Source organism: Dactylosporangium sp. NBC_01737, assembly GCF_035963215.1.
Classification (GTDB): domain Bacteria; phylum Actinomycetota; class Actinomycetes; order Mycobacteriales; family Micromonosporaceae; genus Dactylosporangium.
The window spans coordinates 9,660,676-9,680,672 of sequence record NZ_CP109153.1; the positions used below are offsets into that span (position 1 = coordinate 9,660,676).

The following is a 19,997-nucleotide window of genomic DNA, read 5'->3' on the forward strand; positions in this document are numbered from 1 at the left end:
GCCGAAGGTGGCATGGAGCTCAAGGACCTGCTCGGCGGCAAGGGCGGCAACCTCGCGGAGATGGCGAGGCTCGGGCTGCCGGTGCCGCCCGGCTTCACCGTCACGACCGACGCGTGCCGTGCGTACCTGCGCACCGGCGACGAGCCGTTCGGCCTCGGCGACGAGATCGACCTGCATCTGGAGCGGCTCGAACAGCAGGCGGGCCGGCGGCTCGGCGACACCGTCGACCCGCTGCTGGTCTCGGTGCGGTCCGGGGCGAAGTTCTCGATGCCGGGCATGATGGAGACGATCCTCAACGTCGGGCTGACCGACACCACGGTCATCGGCCTCGCCGGGCAGACCGGCGGCGACGAGCGGTTCGCCTGGGACTCCTACCGGCGGCTGATCCAGATGTTCGGCAGGACCGTCTGCGACGTGCCCGGCGAGCGGTTCGACGCGGCGCTGGACGCCGCCAAGGCGGCGAAGGGCACCACCGACGACCTCGGCCTGGACGCCGGCGATCTGCGCGCGCTGGTGGAGACCTACAAGGACATCTTCACCGCGCACACCGGCCGGCCGTTCCCGCAGGACCCGCGCGAGCAGCTCGACCAGTCGATCCGCGCGGTCTTCAGCTCGTGGAACGCCGAGCGCGCCGTGCTGTACCGCCGGCAGGAGCACATCCCCGCGGACCTCGGCACCGCCGTCAACATCGTCGCCATGGTCTTCGGCAACCTCGGCGCGGACTCCGGCACCGGCGTGGCGTTCACCCGCGACCCGGCCACCGGCGCGGCCGGTGTCTACGGCGACTACCTCGCCAACGCCCAGGGCGAGGACGTCGTGGCCGGCATCCGGAACACGGTGCCGCTGCAGGAACTCGCCACCGTCGACCGGCGATCCTACGACGAGCTGCTGACCATCATGGCGAGGCTCGAGGAGCACTACCGGGACCTGTGCGACATCGAGTTCACCATCGAACGCGGCAAGCTGTGGATGCTGCAGACCCGCGTCGGCAAGCGGACCGCGGCGGCGGCGTTCGTCATCGCCGCGCAGCTGCTCGACGACGGCGTCATCGACGCCGACGAGGCGTTGACCCGGGTGACGGGCGCGCAGCTCGCACAGCTGATGTTCCCCACGTTCGACCTGTCCGGCCGCCCGGAGCGGATCGCCACGGGCGTCGCCGCGTCGCCCGGGGCGGCCGTCGGCGCGGCGGTCTTCGACGCCCGGCGCGCGGCGGACGTCGCCGCCGGTGGGACGGCGGTGGTCCTGGTCCGCCGCGAGACGAACCCCGACGACCTGCCCGGCATGATCGCCGCGCAGGGCATCCTGACCAGCCGGGGCGGCAAGACCTCGCACGCGGCCGTCGTCGCCCGTGGCATGGGCACGACGTGCGTCTGCGGCGCCGACGGCATCGACGTGGATGTCGACGCGCGGCGGTTCACCGCCGGCGGCGGCCAGGTGGTGCGGGAGGGTGACGTCATCTCCATCGACGGGACCACCGGCAGCGTGTACCTCGGTGCCCTGCCCGTCCAGCCGTCGCCGGTCGTGCGCTACTTCGAGGGCACCCTCTCCCCCGGCGCCGACCCGCTCGTCGCGGCCGTCGACCGGATCCTCGGCCACGCCGACAAGGTGCGGCGCCTCGCGGTGCGGGCCAACGCCGACACCTTCGACGACGCCGCCCGGGCCCGTCGCTTCGGCGCGCAGGGCATCGGCCTGTGCCGCACCGAGCACATGTTCCTGGGTGAGCGGCGGCCGCTCGTCGAGCGGCTGATCCTCGCCCGGACCAACGAGGAACGCGACGCGGCGCTGGCGGACCTGCTGCCGTTGCAGCGCGCCGACTTCGTGCGGCTGTTCCAGGCGATGAACGGGCTGCCGGTGACCATCCGGCTGATCGACCCGCCGCTGCACGAGTTCCTGCCGCCGCTGGAGGAGCTTTCGGTGAAGGTCGCCCTGGCGCAGTCGCGCGGCGAACCGGACGGTCACGACCGGGCGCTGCTCGACGCGGTCCAGCGCATGCACGAGGAGAACCCGATGCTCGGCCTGCGCGGGGTCCGGCTCGGCCTGGTCGTGCCCGGGCTGTTCGCGATGCAGATCCGCGCCGTCGCCGAGGCTGCCCTCGCCTGCCGCGAGCAGGGCGTCGCGGTGAGCCCCGAGATCATGGTGCCGCTCGTCGGTGCCGTGCAGGAGCTCGAGGCCGTCCGCGAGGAGGCGATGTGGCTGCTGAGCTCGCTCGGGGTGCAGGCGCGCATCGGCACCATGATCGAGGTGCCGCGCGCCGCCCTGACGGCCGGTGAGATCGCCCGTGCCGCGGACTTCTTCTCCTTCGGCACCAACGATCTCACCCAGATGGGGTGGGGCTTCTCCCGCGACGACGTCGAGGGCGCCTTCTTCACCCGGTACCTGGAACTGGGCATCTTCGGGGTCTCACCGTTCGAGTCGATCGACCGCGACGGCGTCGGCCGGCTGGTCCGCATCGCCGTGGACGAGGGTCGCCGCGCCCGGCCGGACCTGCACATCGGCGTCTGCGGCGAACACGGCGGCGACCCCGCGTCCATCCACTTCTTCCACGACGCCGGGCTGGACTACGTGTCCTGCTCGCCGTTCCGGGTACCGGTCGCGCGGCTGGAGGCGGGCCGCAGCGCCGTCGCCGCAACCGGATCCGACACCCGCTGACAGCACACCTGAGGAGGTTGCAATGCACACGCAACGGATCGTGGTCGGCTACGACGGCTCCGACGAGTCGCGCAAGGCGGTGGACTGGGCCGCCGCCGAGGCCGGGCGGACCGGTGCCCAGTTGCAGATCGTGCACGGGTACCACGTGATGTGGCCCGGCATCTACTACGACGTGACGGCCGAACTGGTCGAGGCGGCCGAACGCGCCGGCGAGCAGCTCGTCGGCGACGCCGTCGCCCGGGTCCGGGAACGTCACGACGGCATCGACGTCATCGGCACCGCCGTGCACGCGCCGGGGGCGTCGACGCTGCTGGACCTGAGCGAAGCCGCACACCTGCTGGTCGTCGGCAGCCGCGGCGCCGGCGGGGTCAGCAACCTGCTGCTGGGCTCGGTGAGCCAGCAGGTCGCCACGCACGCCCGGACACCGGTCGTCGTGGTGCGCGGGCACGGCGACGCGGTCGGCGGGCCGGTCGTCGTCGGGGTCGACGGTTCGGCGTCGGCGGAGACCGCGCTGCGCCTCGCGTTCGAGGCCGCCACCGCCCGCGGCACCGAACTGGTCGCGGTCCGCGCGTACCTGCCGCCGTCGCCGGTGCTGGTCCCGCGCGACGCGGCCGAGGCGGCGGAGCGGGCGGCGCTGGAGTCGTCGCTGGCCGGCTGGCGGGAGCGGTACCCCGGTATCAAGGTCGAGGCCGTCGTGGCCGCCGGGCGGGCCGCCAAGGTCCTCATCGGGGCGTCGCATACGGCGCAGCTCGTCGTGGTCGGCAGCCGCGGGCACGGCGGCTTCACCGGGCTGCTGCTCGGCTCCGTCGGCCAGCAGCTGATGCACCACGCGGAGTGCCCGGTGCTGATCGCCCACACGCCGGCGGCCACCTGACCCCCGGCAGTCCCGGCACGGCGGGACCTTCGCCCCTGGGCGAAGGTCCCGCCCGGTGCGACGGTCGAGACATGATGCCCACACTGACGACGAACCAGGCCGGGCTCGCCGCAGCGGAGGTCGCCGCGCTGCGCGAACGGCACGGCCGCAACGAACTGCCGGTGGCCCGGCCGCCGTCCGTCCCGGCGCGGGTCGGCGCGCAGCTGCGCGATCCGCTGATCGTCGTGCTGCTCGCCGCGATGGTCGTCACCCTGGTCCTGCGCGACGTCAGCGACCTCGTCGTCATCCTGCTGGTGATCGTGCTCAACACCACGGTCGGTGTGGTGCAGGAGTTCCGCGCGGACCGGGCCGTGTCGGCGCTGCGCCGGATGGCCGCGCCCGCCGCCCGGGTCCGCCGCGACGGCGTCGACGTGCAGCTGCCGGCGGGTGATCTGGTCCCCGGCGACCTGGTCCGCGTCGAGGCCGGTGACATCGTCCCGGCGGACCTGCGCGTCGTCGAGGCGGTCCGGCTGGCGCTGGACGAGTCGGCGCTGACCGGCGAGTCGATGACGGTGTCCAGGGGCGTCGGCGACGAACTGTCCGCCGGGACGGTCACCGCCACCGGCCGCGCGGCCGGCGTGGTGCTGCGCACCGGGCCGGCCAGCGCGCTGGGCCGCATCGCGGCGCTGGTGTCCGGGCAGCCGCGCCGGCAGACGCCGCTGCAGCGCCGGCTCGTCGGGCTGGGCAAGGTCCTGGCGGTGACCGCCGTCGCCCTGTCGGGCGTGGTGTTCCTGGTCGGGGTGCTGCGCGGGCAGCCGGTCACCGAGATGCTCCTCGCGGCGGTGAGCCTCACCGTCGCCGCCGTGCCCGAGTCGCTGCCGGCGGTCGTGACGCTCGCCCTGGCGCTCGGCGCGCACCGCATGGCCCGGCGGTCCGCGATCGTGCGCCGGCTGCCGGCGGTGGAGACCCTCGGCTCCGTCACCATCCTGGCCACCGACAAGACCGGCACCCTCACCGAGGGGCTGATGAGCGTCGAGCGGTTCCTGCTGCCGGACCGCACCGAGATCGCGCTGCACGGGTCCGGGTACGACCCGGCCGGCACCGCAACGCCGGCGCCCGGCGCCGCCGGGACAGGCCTCGCCCGGGCGCTGGTGCTGTGCACCGACGCGGACCTGGCCGCCCCGGACGGGGACCGCACCGCATGGGCGCCGGTCGGTGACCCGATGGAGGCCGCGCTCCTGACCGCGGCGGGCCGGTGCGGGGTCGGCACGGCGCTGCGGCAACGGTTCCCGCGGGTCGACGAGGTGCCGTTCGACGCCGACCGGCGCCGCATGACCACCGTCCACACCGACCTGGACGGCGGCTACCTGATCGTGTGCAAGGGCGCACCCGACGCCCTGCTCACCCCCGGCGGCCCCGTCGACACCGACGAGGAGACCCGCGCGTGGGCGTCCGAGGCAGCCGCCGGGCTCGCCGCCGACGGGTACCGGGTGCTCGCCGTCGCCGGAGCGCACCATGCCACCAGGCCGGCGACGCAGGACGCCGAGCGCGGGCTGCCGCTGCTCGGCCTCGTCGCGCTCATCGACCCGGTCCGCGACGCCGCACCCGCAGCGGTCGCGGCGTTCCACGACGCGGGGATCCGGCCGATCCTGATCACCGGCGACCATCCGGCGACGGCTGCGGCGATCGCCGAGCGCGTCGGCATCGCCGCACCGGGCGCCAGGGTCGCGCTCGGCGACGACCCCGTCGACGAGGGCGAGCCTGCCGTCGTGTACGCGCGCACCAGCCCGGAACGCAAGCTGACCATCATCGCCGCGCTGCAGCGCGACGGCGCCGTCGTGGCCATGACCGGTGACGGCGTGAACGACGCGCCGGCGCTGCGCCGCGCCGACATCGGCGTCGCGATGGGCCGCGGCGGCACCGAGGCGGCGCGGCAGGCCGCGGACCTCGTCCTGGCCGACGACAACCTCGCCACGGTCGCCACCGCCGTGCGGGAGGGCCGGCGCATCTACGCCAACATCCGCCGGTTCCTGGTCTACGCACTGTCCGGCGGCGCCGCCGAGGTGGTCATCATGCTCGCCGGCCCCTGGCTCGGCCTGCCGGTGCCGCTGCTGCCGGCGCAGATCCTGTGGATCAACATGATCACGCACGGCCTGCCCGGCGTGGCGCTCGGCGGCGAACCGGCGGGCCCGGACCTCATGCGCCGGCCACCCCGCCGGCCGGACCAGGCGATCCTCGGCGGGCTGGCCGGGCCGATCGCGGCCACCGGCCTGCTGATCACCACGGCCGCCCTCGCCGCGGCGGCGTGGACCAGCCACACCGGCGGGCCGTGGCAGAGCGTGCTGTTCGTCGTGCTCGGACTCGCCCAGCTCGGCGTCGCGCTCGCGCTGCGGGTCCGCGGCAGCGGGCAGCGCAACTGGAGCCTGGACGCCGCCGTCGCGCTGTCCCTGGTCCTGCAGCTCGGCGCCGTGTGGCTGCCGCCGCTGCAGTCGCTGCTGGGCACGGAGCCGCTGACCCTGACGCAGGCGCTCGGGTGCGCCGCGGTGGCCGCGGTGCCGGGACTGGTGACGTACGCGCGGGGCCGCCGCCGCTGACCTACCGCTCAGCGCGCGTCGATCGCCGGCGGCCGTGCGGGGCGGCGCTGAGCACCGCCCCGGCACGCGACGAGGTCACGCCCAGGTGCCGGCGGACCATCCGTCGCTGGACCAGGTGCGCCCGGACCAGGTGCCCGCGGACCAGGTGCGGCCGGACCAGGTGCGGCCGGACCACGCGGGGTCGCTCCAGCCGGCGGCGCTGCCGGCCCAGGGGGTGGCGGTCCACGTCGCGGGCGCCCAGGTCCTGGACGCCCAGGACGTGCCGGTCCACCCGTCGCCGGCGACGCGGTTGCCCAGCCACAGCCCGCCGCTCCAGGTCGTGCCGGAGGACTTGGTCGAGGCCCACTGCGACGAGGTGAACGTGCCCCAGACGGTGCGCTCGCCGGTGAGCTTCACGCCGTCGAGGGTCATCGAGCTGGTGCCGCGGGAGCCCTGGAGGGGGCCGGTGCCGCTGGACAGCTTCAATGTCGGCGCGGTCACGGTGGTGCCGGTGCGGGCCAGCGCGCCGTTGACGTTGAGCTCGCGCAGGCCGAGAGTGGCGGCGGTGCCGGTGGTCAGGGCGGTGGCGCCCTTGGTGAGCCAGTCCTTGACCTGGTTCGGCGTCGCGGTCGGCTTCGCCTGCAGCAGCAGCGCGGCGGCGGCGGTGACGACGGCGGTGGCCTGGGAGGTGCCGCTGCCCTTGAACAGGGTCTCGCCCACCCGAGCCGATGGGTACAGGTTGTCGACGTTGGAGCCGGGGACGCGCAGCGACGCGATCGATGTGCCCGGGGCGAGCAGGTCGACCTGACCGGCGGCACCGGCTGTGGTGGTCGAGGACAGGTTGGTGAACGCGGCCAGGGTGTCGTCGGTGGTGGCGGTGGTGCCGTTGGTGGCGGTGGCGCCGACGGCGAGCACCCAGTCGTCGGTGGCCGGGTTGGTCAGCGCGCCGGCGGCGTTGCCGTTGTTGCCGGCCGCGGCGACCACGACGATGCCGGCCTGCCACGCCTTCTCCACCGCGAACTGCAGCGGGTCGGTCCACGTGACCGGGTTGCCGCCGGAGCCGTAGGAGAGGTTGACGACCTTGATCGGGTTCGCCGCGTCGTCGTTGCGGTGCACCACGACCCAGTCGATCGCGGCGATCATCTGCGACACGTCTACGGCGCCGGTGGAGGTGCCGACCTTCACCGACGTCAGCTTGACGCCGGGCGCGATGCCCTTCGTGCCGGTGGCGGTGTCGTTGCCGACGATGATGCCGGCCATGTGCGTGCCGTGGCCGTAGGTGTCCTGGTAGCGCAGGTTCGCCGCCTGCGACTCGAACGACAGGTCCGGCCCGTTGACGATCTGGGTGGCCGGCAGCCCGGGCACCGAGGCGACGCCGGTGTCGATGAGCGCCACCCCGACGCCCTTGCCGGTCAGTGTCGCCGCGGACCCGGTGTCGGCGCCGATGATCGATCGCACCTGGGCGAGGCTCGTCGCCGACGCCATGGTGTCCGCCGTCTTCACGACCGCGTGCGCGGGCCCGGCGGCGAGCGTCACCGCGGTGGGTGCCAGCAGCGCGCCCGCCGCCGCGGCCCGCAGTCTCTTGCCGATGTTCACGGTATGGGTACTCCGTCCTTGGAGGTGGTCTTTCGACGCTCCAAACCATGACCGGCCTCGGTTGCAGTTCCACCGGACCGATCGGCGAACTGCCCGGACACCCGACACGAATTACCCACCCGGCGTCCACCACCCGGGTCGGCGCCCACCGAGCCGCAACCGATCCGCAACGGTCGTTGTTCACGGCGCGACGCCCCATCTACTGTGGCGTGAGGCGGAAGCTGTAGTCCCTGATCGCGCCACCGAACGCGATGACCTCCACCGCGTATCGGCCGGCGGGGTCGGGCAGCTCCATCGTGAGGCCGTCGCAGAGCGGCGCGGGCACGTCCGATCCGAGACACTCGCCGGTACGGGCGTCGAACAGGCGCAGCCGGACGTCGTCGCATGCCTTGGCGCCGCCGGTCGTGCGGATGCCCTTCGCGCCGGTGCCCTTGACGTTCACCAGCGTCATTCCCCGGTCCGGGAAGCCGCGGTCGGTGTACGTGGCGGTGCTCTCTGATACATCGCCGGCCGGCCGACGTCGACGGAGCCCACCTCAGAAACGTCATGCGTTGGGGCCTGCGGCGGCGCCGCGGCGTGGACCACCTCCGTGGATCACGGCCCGTCGGTTCAGGGGGTGGACCGGCAGTCCATCGGGTCGTCGTCGGAGACCAGGAACACGCCCGCCTTCCCGGCCTTCGTGTGCTCGCCCCCGTCGGTCATGAGGATGCTGAAGTAGAGGCGGCTGGCCTCCGGCATCTTCGACGGCGCGATGACGAGGACGTACCTGTTGACCGCCCCGTCCGGTGAGGTCACCTGCTCGAACCGGTAGGCCTGCTCGGCCTCTGGCAGCTCGCTGTCCCGCGGCGCGCAAAGGACCCCGGTCCTGACCTCGGCGGGGATACCCGCGTCGGCCAACGCCCGCTGGAGGGCCTCGGCGTCGAACACCTGCCTGAGCTCCAGGGTCAGCTTCACCGTGCTGTCCGCCTGCCTGGTCACCGTGAACGCCACCGGCTGCATCGCCGCCGTGGTGCCGGTCGTGCTCCCGCCGGCGGCAGGGCCGCTGCCGGCCCGGGTCGTGCCGGCCGGCTGGTTGACCATCGGCAGCGTCAGCGCCAGCGCCGCCGCGGCCGCGAGCCCACCACCGGCGGCGACGCCGAGCAGGCGACGGTTGCGCCGCCACGCCTGACCGCGCTGCTCGATCGCCTCGAGCGGACGATCCATCTGTACGTCGGCAAGGGTCATCTTCACCGCGCCCAACACCTCATCGTCATTCATGATCACTCCTACTTCGATACGGTCGCCAGTTGTGCCCGCAGGGTTGCGATGGCACGTGACAGATGGACGGCCACGGTCAGGGCGGAGATGCCCAGCACCTCGGCCACGGTCTTGGTGTCCAGGTCGAGCCAGACGCGCAACACGATCACCTCGCGCTGCCGTTGCGGCAGCCGGCGAACAGCGGCCAGCAGGACGTCGTCCATGACGGGCCCGTCCCCGGCCGGTTGCGCCCGGTCGTGGCCGTCGAGCGCCACCTCACGCCGGCGCCGCCGCCACCACGACACGCGCACGTTGAGGGCGGTGCGCACCACCCACGCCGCCGGTGCCGGATGCCGGCTCACCTTCGACCACGAGGCCCAGGCCCGCGCGAACGCCTCAGCGACCAGATCGTCGGCCAGCGCGCGATCGTCCGTACTGGCCAGCACGGCACGCAGGCATTCGTCCCGGGAGCGCTGGTAGAAGTCCGCGAAGTCCTTCCGTTGTCGTTCCACACCCGCTCTACGCATGAGCACCCCGATCCATTTACCGCCCGCCGGAAACTTCGGCACGCGAGGCCGCCGGCCGATCAGCCGATCACGCGGGCGGCGCCGTGAAGGCCGGGTCAGGGCGAGCCGGACTCCGGCGCCGGCAGCCAGGTCGTGCGTGGATCGGCCGGCACGGCGGGCCAGCCGGGAGCCAGTTCGTCCACCGCCGTGTGCAGGGCGCGCAGCCCCGGATCGTCGGCGTCGACGCGCCAGATCATCGCCCAGGGGAACAGTGGGACCGGATCGACGATCGGGCGCAGCACCCCGCCGGGCACGGCGGGCTGGGTGCTCATCACCAGGATCGGGCCGCTGCGGCCGACCAGGTGCTGGGCCAGCTCGTCGGTGCCGTGGACGTGCGGGTGGGCGCCGGACGCCTCGATGCCGAACGGGGCGAGCAATTGCAGGATCGCGTGTTCCCAGCCCGGGGTGGCGTGGCTGCCGGCGCGGTAGCACGCGCCGGCGCCGCGCAGCGCGTGGAGGGGAACGGCGTCGTGCGCGGCGAGCGGATGATCCGCGGGCAGGAGTACCGCGAGCGGCTCGTTGCGGACCGGCCGGTGCCGTAACCCGTCGGTGTGGTGCGGTGCCCGGCCGAAGGTGACGTCGAGGCGCTCGGCGAGCAGCAACGGCACGGCGTCCTCGGTGCCGGTGTGGAAGCGGGCGAAGTACTCCACCTGCGGGGCGCGGTGCCGGGCGGCCGCCAGGACGAGAGCCGGGGTGAGTCCGGCGCCGACGACGTCGACGGTCAGCGAGCGCGGCTCGCCGTGCAGCTCGCGCAGTGTGGTGTCGTGCAGGGCGAGCAGTTCCCGCGCCCGGCGCAGCAGCGTGTGCCCGGCCGGGGTCAGCACGACCCGCCGGGTGGTGCGGTCCAGCAGGCGCACCCCGGCCCGGTCCTCCAGCCGCTGGATGTCGCGGCTGAGCGCCTGCTGCGCCAGGAACAGCCGCCGCGCGGCGCGGCTGAAGTGCAGTTCCTCCGCCACCGCGACGAAGTGGCGCAGCAGGCGGATGTCGAGGTCTTCGGGCACGCATCCGTTGTACCCGATTCACAACCACGGTGCGTCAATGCGCCTCGAACAGGTGTTGGAGTTCGGGCCGCCGCCCGGGCCACGATCGGATCACCGGCAACCGATGATCGAGGTGGTTCGCGATGGGCGCACGAGGCGCGGTGGCGTTGCAGTACGCGGCGGCTGGCACGCTGACCGCGTTGTGGGGCGCGGCGTTGCCCGCGTTCGACGCCCGGCTCGACCTCGGTGCGGCCCGGCTCGGCGCGATCCTCATGGCCCTCGCCGTCGGCGCGCTCGTGGCCATGCCGGTCGCCGGCTGGCTGGCGGACCGGTGGACCGGGCGGCGGCTGCTGCGGTTGAGCGCACCGGCGGCGGCGCTGGCACTCGCGGGTCCGGCGCTGGCCGGCTCGGCCGCGACGCTCGCGATCATCGCCGTCGGGCTGGGCATGCTGCTCGGCGTGCTCAACGTTGCCTTGACCGTGCAGGCGGCGGCGGTGGAACGCGCGGCCGGCCGGCCGGTCATGACCACGATGCACGGGATCTGGACGCTCGGCGCGGTCGCCGGCGGCGGGGCGATGGCCGGCGGCCAGTGGGCCGGCGCGGGCGTGCGGGTGCTCCTGGTGGCCGGGGCGGTGGCTTTGGCGGCGGCAACGGCGGCGGCGGGCCGTGGACTTGCCGACGCGCCGGCGCCGGCAACAACGACCGCGGCGACAGCGACAGCAACGGCGGATGCGGTACCCGTCCGGCCGGCGCTCCTCGTCGCGCTCGGCCTGCTGGGTGCCGCCGCGTTCGTCGCCGAGGCGGCCGCCACGGACTGGGCGGGATTCCACGCCACCCGGGTGCTCGGCGCCGACGCGGCCACCGGTTCGTTCGCGTACACGCTGTTCTTCGCCGCGATGACCGCCGTCCGTTTCGTCGGTGACGCCGCCCGGTCGCGGCTCGGCGCCGGCCGCACGATCCGGTTCGCCGGCTGCACCGCCACCGCCGGGTTCGGTCTGGTACTCCTGGCCGGCGTGCTGCACGCCGGCGGCTCGGCGCGGGTCGGCTGCGCGCTGGCCGGTTGGGCGCTGACCGGCGCCGGGGTCGCGGTCGTCTGGCCGATGGTCGCCAGCACCCTCGGCGCCACCGGCGGTCCGGCCCGGCAACTGTCGGCCGTCACCACGATCAGCTACGGCGGCGGGCTGGTCGCGCCGGCGCTGCTCGGGTTCGTCGCCGCCCGCGCGTCGCTGCCGGTCGCGCTGCTCATACCGGCCGCGCTGCTGATCGCGATCGCCGCCGGCGCGCCCGCCGTGCTCGCCGCGACCATGCGGGGCGGGCCGGCGGGCGGTGCCGACCGCAGCCGACCGGCCTGCCACGCCCCGCGCCGTGTTCGCGGCCGTGTTCGCGCTGGAGTCCAAGCTCGCTCAGAATGACGTGCCGAAGCTGCCCGACGGGCTCCAGTAGTTGCTCGACGGGCCGTAGCCGCCGCTCGACCGCGACGAGCGCAGCTTCTCCAGTTCGCCCGGACGCCACACGATCGGCTCGACGGTCACCCCCGTGATCGTCGCCCACGCCGCGGCCTCCCGGCCGGCCTTCGCGCCGGTGAGGTCCACGTGCCACTCCCGCATCGCCTCGCCGGTCGGGTCCTTCCACTCGATCCACACGTACGGGTCCCGGGCCCGCTCGTCGTCGATCACGTCCTGGACCTGCCGCGCGGTCAGACCGCCACGCGTGCCGGCAGGCTCGCCGTCGTCGCTCCGCTCCAGGGCCGGCAACCAGATCATGATCTGCTGGCGATCGGCGTAGTCCCGGATCCGATACGCCCACACCGCCCCCTCGACGCCTTCCTGCACCGCCGCCAGCCGCTCGGCCCGCCACCGCGCTTCCCGCTCGCGCTGCTCCCGCGCCCAGCGCTCACGCCAGGCCGCGACATGGTCGGTGAGGTCCCCGGCCGCGGCGCGGTACGCCCGGTACGCGGCCCGCAGCTCCCCCACCAGCGCCGCGCGCTGCACCTGGTACTCCTGCTGGAGTCGTTCGCGCCGGACCCGCCACGCCTGCCGTTTCCAGAAGCGCTGCGGCGGGAACAGCACGTTGCGCGCCGCCCAGTCCCGATCGTGCACCGATTGGACCGCCGCGACCACCGCCTGCGTCGCCGCCCGCCACCGCGCCGCATCCTCCTGCGACGCCGTGACCCGTCCACCGAACCCCGTGCCCCGGTTGTCGAAGTCGACACAGAACAGGTCCCGCGCCTGCTCGATCTCCTCGTCGCGCAGGCCCACCAGTGTGCTCCGGTTCGCCTCCCACAACTTCTGGTACCAGACATCGACCTCCATCCACCCAGCTTCCCACGTCGGACACTGTGACGGCGCACCGCCGACCGGAGACGGGGCTGCGCGTCGCGTACCACGGGGAGCGGCACGAGCGGATGGTCGGCCACCGCTGGGCGCGCACCTGCGGGCCGGCGTCAGCCGTTTCTGAGGTCGCGCACCAGCCGGCGGTACACCGGCCGCACCTCGACATCGGTCGCCGCGGACTCCTGCGGATCGGCAGACAGCGTCGGCGGCGTCCCGGCCGCCGGCGGCTCCGCCGCCTCGGTGAGGACCTCGAGGCGGCGGCCGAGAGGTGGGGTGACCGCGAACGGTGACGCGGTGCGGGCCACGTCGGCGTCGCAGCGTTCGGGAAGCGACGGCGTGTTCTTCGTCAGGACGTCGGCGGCGAGGGCCGGCCAGCCCGCGACGACCGTTTCGGGTTCGTCGCGCCGGACCGCACCGGAGCGGTCACCGGCGCGGGCATCGCGGCGCAGGACCGTCACCACCGACTCCGCCAGCAGCCGGGTGGCCAGGACCGACCGGACCTGCGACGCGCCGGCCACCGCGACCGCCCGGGCGTCCGCCGCGAGAACCGCCCGGAACGAACCCGGCTGCAGCAGCGTCAGGTAGCCCAGACGCACCAGCCCGAAGACACCCTGCAGCAGCGCCACGAACGGACGGATCAGACTCTCGGCGAGATTGGTGGACGCCTGCTCCTCCCCCACCCGCTGACCAGGGTTCGCCGAGATCATCTTGACCACGTCATTGTCCCGCCCGACCTGCATCCGTTTGTCGGCGGCGGGTTCGAACACGGCGACCATCGTGGCGAGGGTCCGCTCAACGGTGCCGGTCAGCGCGCCGCGACTCGGGTCGCCGCCACCGAACCGGGCCAACTCCAGGGCCACCAGCGCGGTGCGCTGCGCGGGGTCCAGCACCGCCCACAGCGGGGCGCCGATACGCAGATACCGGCGCCGCAGGAAACCAGCAAACCCCGAGTCGGCGGCGAACCGGTCATCCAGCACCACCACATGCGGCCGGGACACACCCAACGCGTCAGCGACCCGGTCCGCCAGCGCGTACAACGCGGGTGCATCAACACGGCGGACCGTGACCGCGTCCCGCGGCAGGGTCGCCGGACGCGGCAGCGTCAGCACACCGAACAGCACCAACACGGCACCGGGCAGCAACGCGACACTCGGGAACCGCACCGTGCACAGCCAGGCACCACCCAGCAGCACCACGAACGCCCCGACCTGCACCACGGCAGCGACGGCCGCGGTGACGACCCGGCGCAGGCGGCCCGGTGCGGGCTCGGCGCGGACCTGGCGGCGCGCCCGCCGCTGCAAGCGGACATCAAGCCATCGCCATCCAACGATGTTGGCCATCTCGCCCGTCATGGGTGCATTATGATTCTTTGCCCTTGCGGAGCGCCAATGACCGACCGCCGGTGGCGGGGAGTCGAGGCGTGGGCCTCCGGGGACCTGCGTGGCGATGACCGCCGCCGCGGCAACCGCCTCCACCGCGAAGTCGTCGTCCAGGTACGTGTCGGCATCGTGGTCGAGCACGACGCTCAACGCGCTGCGGATCAACCCCACGCGTGTGCCGGCAGGGGCATCGTGCAACTCGCGGCACCAGTCGGCCGCAGTGTCGTTGTCCAACGGGCCGGAATCCCAGGTTCCCATCGGGCGGGCGGCGGTCAGGGGCGGGCGTCGAACTGGCTGCGGGCCTCGAAGACGCGGTCCATGTGCGTCTCCGCCCAGTTCTTGATCGCGATCATGACCGGGAACAGTTCGTGGCCCAGCGGGGTGAGCTCGTAGTCGACGCGGACCGGTACCGAGGCGGTCACGGTACGGGTGACCAGGCCGTCGCGCTCCAGCGTGCGCAGGGTCTGGGTGAGCATCTTCTGGCTGACGCCGGCGATGCGGTGGGCGAGCTCGCCGTGCCGCTGCGGGCCGCCGGCGAGCGCCGGGATCACCAGCGCGACCCACTTTGCCGGTCACCATGGTAGCAACTCACGGTGCCGGTGCGCCGGAATGGGTGGAGCGCGTATCACGAGTCCCCGCGCAGGAGACAGCGAGGCGGCGGCGGCATGCACAGTTCGGTGGGCCGGAGGTCCTGTACGTGGCCGAGGTGCCGGTGCCCGAGCCTGGGCCGGGGCAGGTGCGGGTGCGGGTCGCCGCGTCCGTTGTGCACCCGGTGGACCTGATGATCCGCTCCGGCCGGTTCCCGGCACCGCTGCCGACCGGGCTGCCGTACACGCCCGGTTGGGATGCGGCCGGCACGGTCGATGCGGTCGGCCCGTCGGTTGCGGGGTTCACGATCGGCGACGAGGTCATCGGCTTCTCGCCATGGCTGCAGACCACGGTCGGTGCCCACGCGGAGTACGTGGTGCTCGACGCCGCCTGGCTGACGTCCGCGCCGGCCGGCGTCCCCGCCACCGCGGCGGCGACCCTGCCGACGAACGGCCTCGCCGCCGCCCAGGCGCTGGACCTGTTGGCGCTGCCGGCGGGTTCGACCGTGCTCGTCACCGGCGCCGCCGGGCAGGTCGGCGGGTTCGTCCTGGCGCTGGCCCGGGCGGCCGGCCTGCACGCCACGGGACTCGCCGGGGCAGGCGACCGCGAGTTCGTCGAGTCGCTGGGGGCGGCGTACCTGTCGCGCTCCGACACTCCCACAGGGACGTTCGACGCGGTCATCGACCTGGCAGTGGTCGGCCCCGCGCTGCTGGACCTCGTCCGCGACGGCGGCGGCTACGTGGCCGCGTCTCCCCCGCTGCGCCCGGAGCCGGTGCGGGGAATCCGGACGTTCGCGCTGGAGGTCCTGCCGGACGGCGCCCGGCTGGCCGAACTGGTCAAACTGGTCGACAGCGGCGACATTCCGCTCCGGGTCGCCGACGTGTACCCCTTCACCGACGCTGCCGCCGCCCACGAACGGCTCGCCCAGGGCGGTCACCGCGGCGGCGTGGTGCTCGTCCCATGACCGAGTTGCGCAGGCACCCGTCTGAGCGCCGGCACCGTCAGTCGATGCCGTCTGCGGGCAAGGCCCCGCACTGCGGTGGGCGCTCACGCCATGGCGGGTCGGCCGGCAGGAGGCGGATGCTCAGTTGCGCACCCAGCTCCCGGAACCCGAGCGCCCGGGCCACCCGGCGTGACGCGGGCGGGCGAGCCCGCCACTGCGGCAGGAGCCCGGCATCCAGCGCGTGGGCGACCGCCGCGGCGGCGACGACACGCGCCAGTCCGCGCCCGCGTTCGGCCGGGACGGTCAGCACGCTGAGATGGGCGGTCCTGCCCGTCCACGTCCGATAGCCCGCTGCCGCGATCACGTCCGACCCGGCCCGCACCACGAACGCGGCTGACGTGATCTCGGCCAGGCCGGACTCGCCGGCCTCTTCAGCCGGCACCCGCGCCAGCAGGGTCTGCACATCGTTCCCGCCGGCCCGGACCGTCTCCACGGCGCTGGACACGATCGGGCGGAAGCCGGCCTCATCGCAGTACGCCAACGTCGCGGGCCCCAATGCCTCGGCCATCGGCAGCCTGCCACCGATCACGGCCGGGTCGGTCCGAGCGGCCGCGGGGAGATCGCCCAGAGCGCGCCGCACGATCCCGGCGACGTCGTCGTCAGGGGCGGTAGCGATCGCGGCGTTTCCAAGCTCGACGATGCCCACCCAACCCGCCGGGCACAGCAGCGACCGCGCGGAGACCCCCACGTCGATGCCCGAGCCCGTGAAGGCGACCCGCGCCCCTGCCAGGCCGGTCCAGAGCCCCCGGGCTCGGTCCAGCAGAAGATCGTCGGTCACGATCGCATGATGGCAAGCGGCGGGTCGGCACGCCACCGCGATTGCGCCGGTGCAGCTCACCCGAACCCGGTCGCCACCGACCTGATCGGGCCCCGTGGAGCGCGGTGGACCCGGCTGCCCCGCTGACCCTTACAGCGCCGGATCGGGTGGCGTGATCCTTGCGGTCGGTAGCATTATGGCCAGGTGAATCATCGGGTTGCGGTGTTGGTACTGGATGGCGCGAAGCCGCTCGACGTGGGTATTCCCGCGCAGGTGTTCGCGAGCCGGCCGACCATGCCGTACGAGGTGTCCGTGTGCGGGGCCGCGCCCGGGCTGGTGGCCGGCGGTGACGGGCTGGCGTATCACGTTGCCGAGGGGGTCGAGGCGTTCGAGCGCGCGGACACGATCTTCATTCCCGGCTATCGGCAGCCGGTCACCGCCGAGCCGCCGCCCGCGGTTGTCGCGGCGCTGCAGGCCGCGCACCGGCGCGGCACGCGGCTCGCGGCGATCTCGACGGGCGCGTTCGCGCTTGCGGCGACCGGGCTGCTGGACGGCAAGCGGGCGACGACGCATTGGCACTACACGAGGGCGCTCGCAGCGAAGTACCCACTCGTGCGCGTCGACGAGAACGTCCTGTTCGTGGACGAGGGCGGGGTGCTGACGTCGGCCGGTGCGGCGTCCGGCATCGACCTGTGCCTGCACCTGGTGCGGCAGGACCATGGCGTCGGGCTGTCCAACATCGTGGCGCGGCGGCTGGTCGCGGCCCCGTACCGCAGCGGTGGTCAGGCCCAGTACGTGCCGCGCAGCGTCCCCGAACCGCTCGGTGACGTGTTCGCCGGCACCCGCGAGTGGGCGCTGGCCCGGCTGGACGAGCCACTCACGCTGGAGGCCCTCGCTCGCAACGCCCGGGTGTCGGCGCGCACGTTCTCGCGGCGGTTCGTGGAGGACACCGGGTACACGCCGATGCAGTGGGTGCTGCGCGCCCGCGTCGACCTGGCCCGCGAGCTGCTGGAGGTCACCGGCCTCGGCGTGGAGCAGGTCGCCGCACGGGTCGGCCTCGGCACGGCCGCCAACCTGCGCCTGCATTTCCAGCGCATTCTCGGTACCTCGCCGACGGAGTACCGCAACACGTTCTCTTCTTGATCTTGATGGCGAGATCCTTGCGCATGGTGGCTATCAAGCCACTGTCGTCGAGCGGGCAGGACACCGACGATCAGGACATGACTCGCATCGCCATCAACGGATTCGGACGCATCGGACGCAACACCTTGCGAGCCCTGCTGCAGCGCGACAGCAAACTCGAGGTCGTGGCGCTCAACGACCTCGCGGCTCCCGAGGCCCTCGCGCACCTGCTCAAGTACGACAGCACGCTGGGCCGTCTCGGCCGCCCGGTCGACGCAGACGCAACCGGCCTCACCGTCGACGGCCGCCGCATCCGCGTGTTCGCCGAGCGCGACCCGGCCGCCCTGCCCTGGGCCGACCTCGACGTCGACATCGTGCTGGAGTCCACCGGCCGCTTCACCGCCGCCAAGGCCGCCAGGGCCCACCTGGATGCCGGCGCCCGGCGGGTACTGGTGAGCGCCCCCTCCGACGGCGCCGACGTCACGCTCGCCTTCGGCGTCAACACCGACGCCTACGACCCGCAGCGGCACACCATCGTCTCCAACGCGTCCTGCACGACCAACGCGCTGGCACCCCTGGCGTCGGTGCTGGACGACCTCGCCGTCATCGAACACGGCTTCATGACCACGGTGCACGCGTACACGCAGGAACAGAACCTGCAGGACGGGCCGCACCGCGACCTGCGCCGCGCCCGCGCGGCAGCGGTGAACATCGCCCCCACGACGACCGGCGCCGCCAAGGCGATCGGCAAGGTGCTGCCGCGCCTGGACGGCAAGCTCGTCGGCGACTCGATCCGCGTGCCGGTGCCGGTCGGCTCACTGGTCGAGCTGAACACCACGGTCGCCCACCCGGTGAGCCGCAACGAGGTCCTGGATGCCTACCGCGCCGCGGCCGGCGGCGGCCTGCACGGCATCCTGGAGTACACCGAGGATCCGCTCGTCTCCAGCGACATCGCCGGCAACCCGGCCTCCGCCGTCTTCGACGCCGCCCTCACCCGCGTCGCCGGCCGCCACGTGAAGGTGGTGGCGTGGTACGACAACGAATGGGGCTTCGCCAACCGCGTCATCGACACGCTCGAGCTCATGGGTTCGTGAGGCGATCAGCCCGAGGCCGCCAGAGCACGGCACGCGTCGCGGTCGGGCGGTAGTCCGACCCGGCGCAGGTCGTCCTTCCATCCGGTGTACGTCGGATGCCAGTTGCCGTCGTTGCCGACGAGCTGTCGCAGGAACTCCCGCTGCGCGCCGGTGAGCGGCCGATCCGACCAGCCAGGCGGAAACGCGACGGTGAGCAGCGGCTGCCAGCCGCCTTCGCCGGCGGCGACCGCGTACGCGCCGGGCAGCACGTCGTCGAACGTTCGCGCCCTGGACGCCGCAGCACGGGCGAACTGGAAGACGAGGCGCAAGTGCACCATGGGCGGATACGGATCCAGCCAGTCGTCGCAGTCGACCGCCTGCCGCAGCGCCGCCTCCAGCGCGGTCAACGACCGTGGATCGTCGAGGGTCGACGCCGACAGCGCGGCGATCGCGCGTACCGCCAGCAACGGATGCTCAAGCAGCGCACCGGTGTCGACGCCGAGCGCGATCAACTCGAACACGGCGGTGCCCTGCACCGACTGATGCCCGTCCGGCGCGCCGGCGACCCGGATCAGCTCGTGCTCCACGGCCTGCCGCCGCTCCGCCGGGGCCAGCATGGCGAGCCGCGCGACGGGATACACCGCCGCTTGCGCCACCCGGTGATCAGGGTCGTCCAGCCACGGCAGGCACGCGTCGAGCAGGCCACCGGCGTGCACCCGTACCCAGAACAGGTAGGGCGCCTGCTCGGCCGCGAACACGTCGGCGAATGTGTCAGGGCGGGCGGTGCCGTCCACGTCGGGTCGCAGCAGCTCGTCCACCTGGCCGGCCAGGAGCAGTTCAGCCTTCCGGCACAGCTCCTCGTCGGTGCCGCCCCACCCGGCATGATCGGCAACGCGGCCGAGGCACTCCAGCAACCCCGCGCGGATCGACGTCACCGCACCGAACGGGACCGTGTACTCCGCGCCGTCCAGTCCCGGCTCCGCCAGCAGCGCCACCAGCACCGGCGTCATCGCCACCGTGGCCGGGCCCGCGGAGGACATTGCGAATCCGGTCGTCCGGAAGTAGTCGAAGGCTTCGTGCACGGTGTAGTGATCACCCGACCACAAGGCCCGCACGTGCAGCGGGAACCCGGTCGCCGGTCCCTCCTCGGACCTCACCCGCGACCAGTCGACCCCGTCGAGCATCCGCCGCAGAGCCTCGGACATGTCGCGACGCCGCGCTGCAGCCACAGAATCCCCCCGAACATCCGCCACAATCCGCAGGATCATGGCACGGGCCGGTCGCACGCA

Annotated in this window: 16 protein-coding genes and 1 pseudogene; 7 read left to right on the forward strand and 10 right to left on the reverse strand. The window is 73.6% G+C overall.

Annotated elements, in window-relative coordinates:
• Positions 1-12 precede the first annotated feature (12 nt).
• From ppdK to OHA72_RS44260, 3 genes are all read left to right on the forward strand, one after another.
• Positions 13-2,649, forward strand: a complete 2,637-nt coding sequence (gene ppdK, locus OHA72_RS44250; RefSeq protein WP_327011776.1) for a pyruvate, phosphate dikinase — start codon at positions 13-15, stop codon at positions 2,647-2,649.
• 22 nt (positions 2,650-2,671) lie between these two features.
• On the forward strand, positions 2,672-3,523 hold the full coding sequence (locus tag OHA72_RS44255) for a universal stress protein (protein WP_327002091.1): 852 nt from the start codon (positions 2,672-2,674) through the stop codon (positions 3,521-3,523).
• A gap of 71 nt (positions 3,524-3,594) precedes the next feature.
• On the forward strand, positions 3,595-6,096 hold the full coding sequence (locus OHA72_RS44260; RefSeq protein ID WP_327002092.1) for a cation-translocating P-type ATPase: 2,502 nt from the start codon (positions 3,595-3,597) through the stop codon (positions 6,094-6,096).
• A gap of 75 nt (positions 6,097-6,171) precedes the next feature.
• Here the strand turns inward: OHA72_RS44260 and OHA72_RS44265 are convergent, their stop codons facing one another.
• The 5 genes from OHA72_RS44265 to OHA72_RS44285 form a co-directional block, all read right to left on the reverse strand.
• Positions 6,172-7,671 (reverse strand): S8 family serine peptidase, encoded by a 1,500-nt coding sequence (locus tag OHA72_RS44265; RefSeq protein ID WP_327002093.1) that lies wholly within the window; start codon positions 7,669-7,671, stop codon positions 6,172-6,174.
• Between the two features lie 199 nt (positions 7,672-7,870).
• A complete protein-coding gene (locus OHA72_RS44270; protein ID WP_327002094.1) occupies positions 7,871-8,122 on the reverse strand; it encodes a hypothetical protein in 252 nt (83 codons plus the stop codon).
• A 158-nt stretch (positions 8,123-8,280) separates the two neighbouring features.
• Positions 8,281-8,928: a hypothetical protein gene (locus OHA72_RS44275; protein ID WP_327002095.1), complete on the reverse strand. Its 648-nt coding sequence runs from the start codon at positions 8,926-8,928 to the stop codon at positions 8,281-8,283.
• 8 nt (positions 8,929-8,936) lie between these two features.
• On the reverse strand, positions 8,937-9,476 hold the full coding sequence (locus OHA72_RS44280; RefSeq protein ID WP_327002096.1) for a sigma-70 family RNA polymerase sigma factor: 540 nt from the start codon (positions 9,474-9,476) through the stop codon (positions 8,937-8,939).
• Between the two features lie 53 nt (positions 9,477-9,529).
• Entirely contained in the window at positions 9,530-10,474 is a 945-nt protein-coding gene (locus tag OHA72_RS44285; RefSeq protein ID WP_327002097.1) for a LysR family transcriptional regulator, read from the reverse strand.
• A gap of 122 nt (positions 10,475-10,596) precedes the next feature.
• On the opposite strand from OHA72_RS44285, the gene OHA72_RS44290 reads away from it, so the two are divergent.
• On the forward strand, positions 10,597-11,865 hold the full coding sequence (locus OHA72_RS44290; protein ID WP_327002098.1) for an MFS transporter: 1,269 nt from the start codon (positions 10,597-10,599) through the stop codon (positions 11,863-11,865).
• Here OHA72_RS44290 and OHA72_RS44295 read toward each other — a convergent pair.
• From OHA72_RS44295 to OHA72_RS44305, 3 genes and pseudogenes are all read right to left on the reverse strand, one after another.
• Positions 11,857-12,765 (reverse strand): hypothetical protein, encoded by a 909-nt coding sequence (locus tag OHA72_RS44295; RefSeq protein WP_327002099.1) that lies wholly within the window; start codon positions 12,763-12,765, stop codon positions 11,857-11,859. The two genes, OHA72_RS44290 and OHA72_RS44295, sit on opposite strands and share 9 nt — an antisense overlap.
• Positions 12,766-12,896: 131 nt before the next feature.
• The gene (locus OHA72_RS44300) at positions 12,897-14,399 is read right to left on the reverse strand and encodes a DUF4259 domain-containing protein (protein ID WP_327002100.1); all 1,503 of its coding nucleotides are present in this window, start codon (positions 14,397-14,399) and stop codon (positions 12,897-12,899) included.
• Positions 14,400-14,437: 38 nt separating this feature from the next.
• A pseudogene (locus OHA72_RS44305) lies at positions 14,438-14,731 on the reverse strand (winged helix-turn-helix transcriptional regulator); the annotation flags it as partial.
• Between the two features lie 131 nt (positions 14,732-14,862).
• On the opposite strand from OHA72_RS44305, the gene OHA72_RS44310 reads away from it, so the two are divergent.
• Complete coding sequence (locus tag OHA72_RS44310; RefSeq protein WP_327002101.1) at positions 14,863-15,717, forward strand: NADP-dependent oxidoreductase; 855 nt, start codon at positions 14,863-14,865, stop codon at positions 15,715-15,717.
• A 37-nt stretch (positions 15,718-15,754) separates the two neighbouring features.
• On the opposite strand, the gene OHA72_RS44315 is transcribed toward OHA72_RS44310, so the two are convergent.
• Positions 15,755-16,594, reverse strand: coding sequence for a GNAT family N-acetyltransferase (locus OHA72_RS44315; protein ID WP_327002102.1), 840 nt, complete (start codon positions 16,592-16,594; stop codon positions 15,755-15,757).
• A 141-nt stretch (positions 16,595-16,735) separates the two neighbouring features.
• On the opposite strand from OHA72_RS44315, the gene OHA72_RS44320 reads away from it, so the two are divergent.
• Together OHA72_RS44320 and gap are read left to right on the forward strand one after the other, a co-directional pair.
• The gene (locus OHA72_RS44320) at positions 16,736-17,656 is read left to right on the forward strand and encodes a GlxA family transcriptional regulator (RefSeq protein ID WP_327002103.1); all 921 of its coding nucleotides are present in this window, start codon (positions 16,736-16,738) and stop codon (positions 17,654-17,656) included.
• A 77-nt stretch (positions 17,657-17,733) separates the two neighbouring features.
• On the forward strand, positions 17,734-18,729 hold the full coding sequence (gap, locus tag OHA72_RS44325) for a type I glyceraldehyde-3-phosphate dehydrogenase (RefSeq protein ID WP_327002104.1): 996 nt from the start codon (positions 17,734-17,736) through the stop codon (positions 18,727-18,729).
• Positions 18,730-18,734: 5 nt separating this feature from the next.
• Here the strand turns inward: gap and OHA72_RS44330 are convergent, their stop codons facing one another.
• The gene (locus tag OHA72_RS44330) at positions 18,735-19,913 is read right to left on the reverse strand and encodes a hypothetical protein (RefSeq protein ID WP_327002105.1); all 1,179 of its coding nucleotides are present in this window, start codon (positions 19,911-19,913) and stop codon (positions 18,735-18,737) included.
• Between the last annotated feature and the right edge of the window lie 84 nt (positions 19,914-19,997).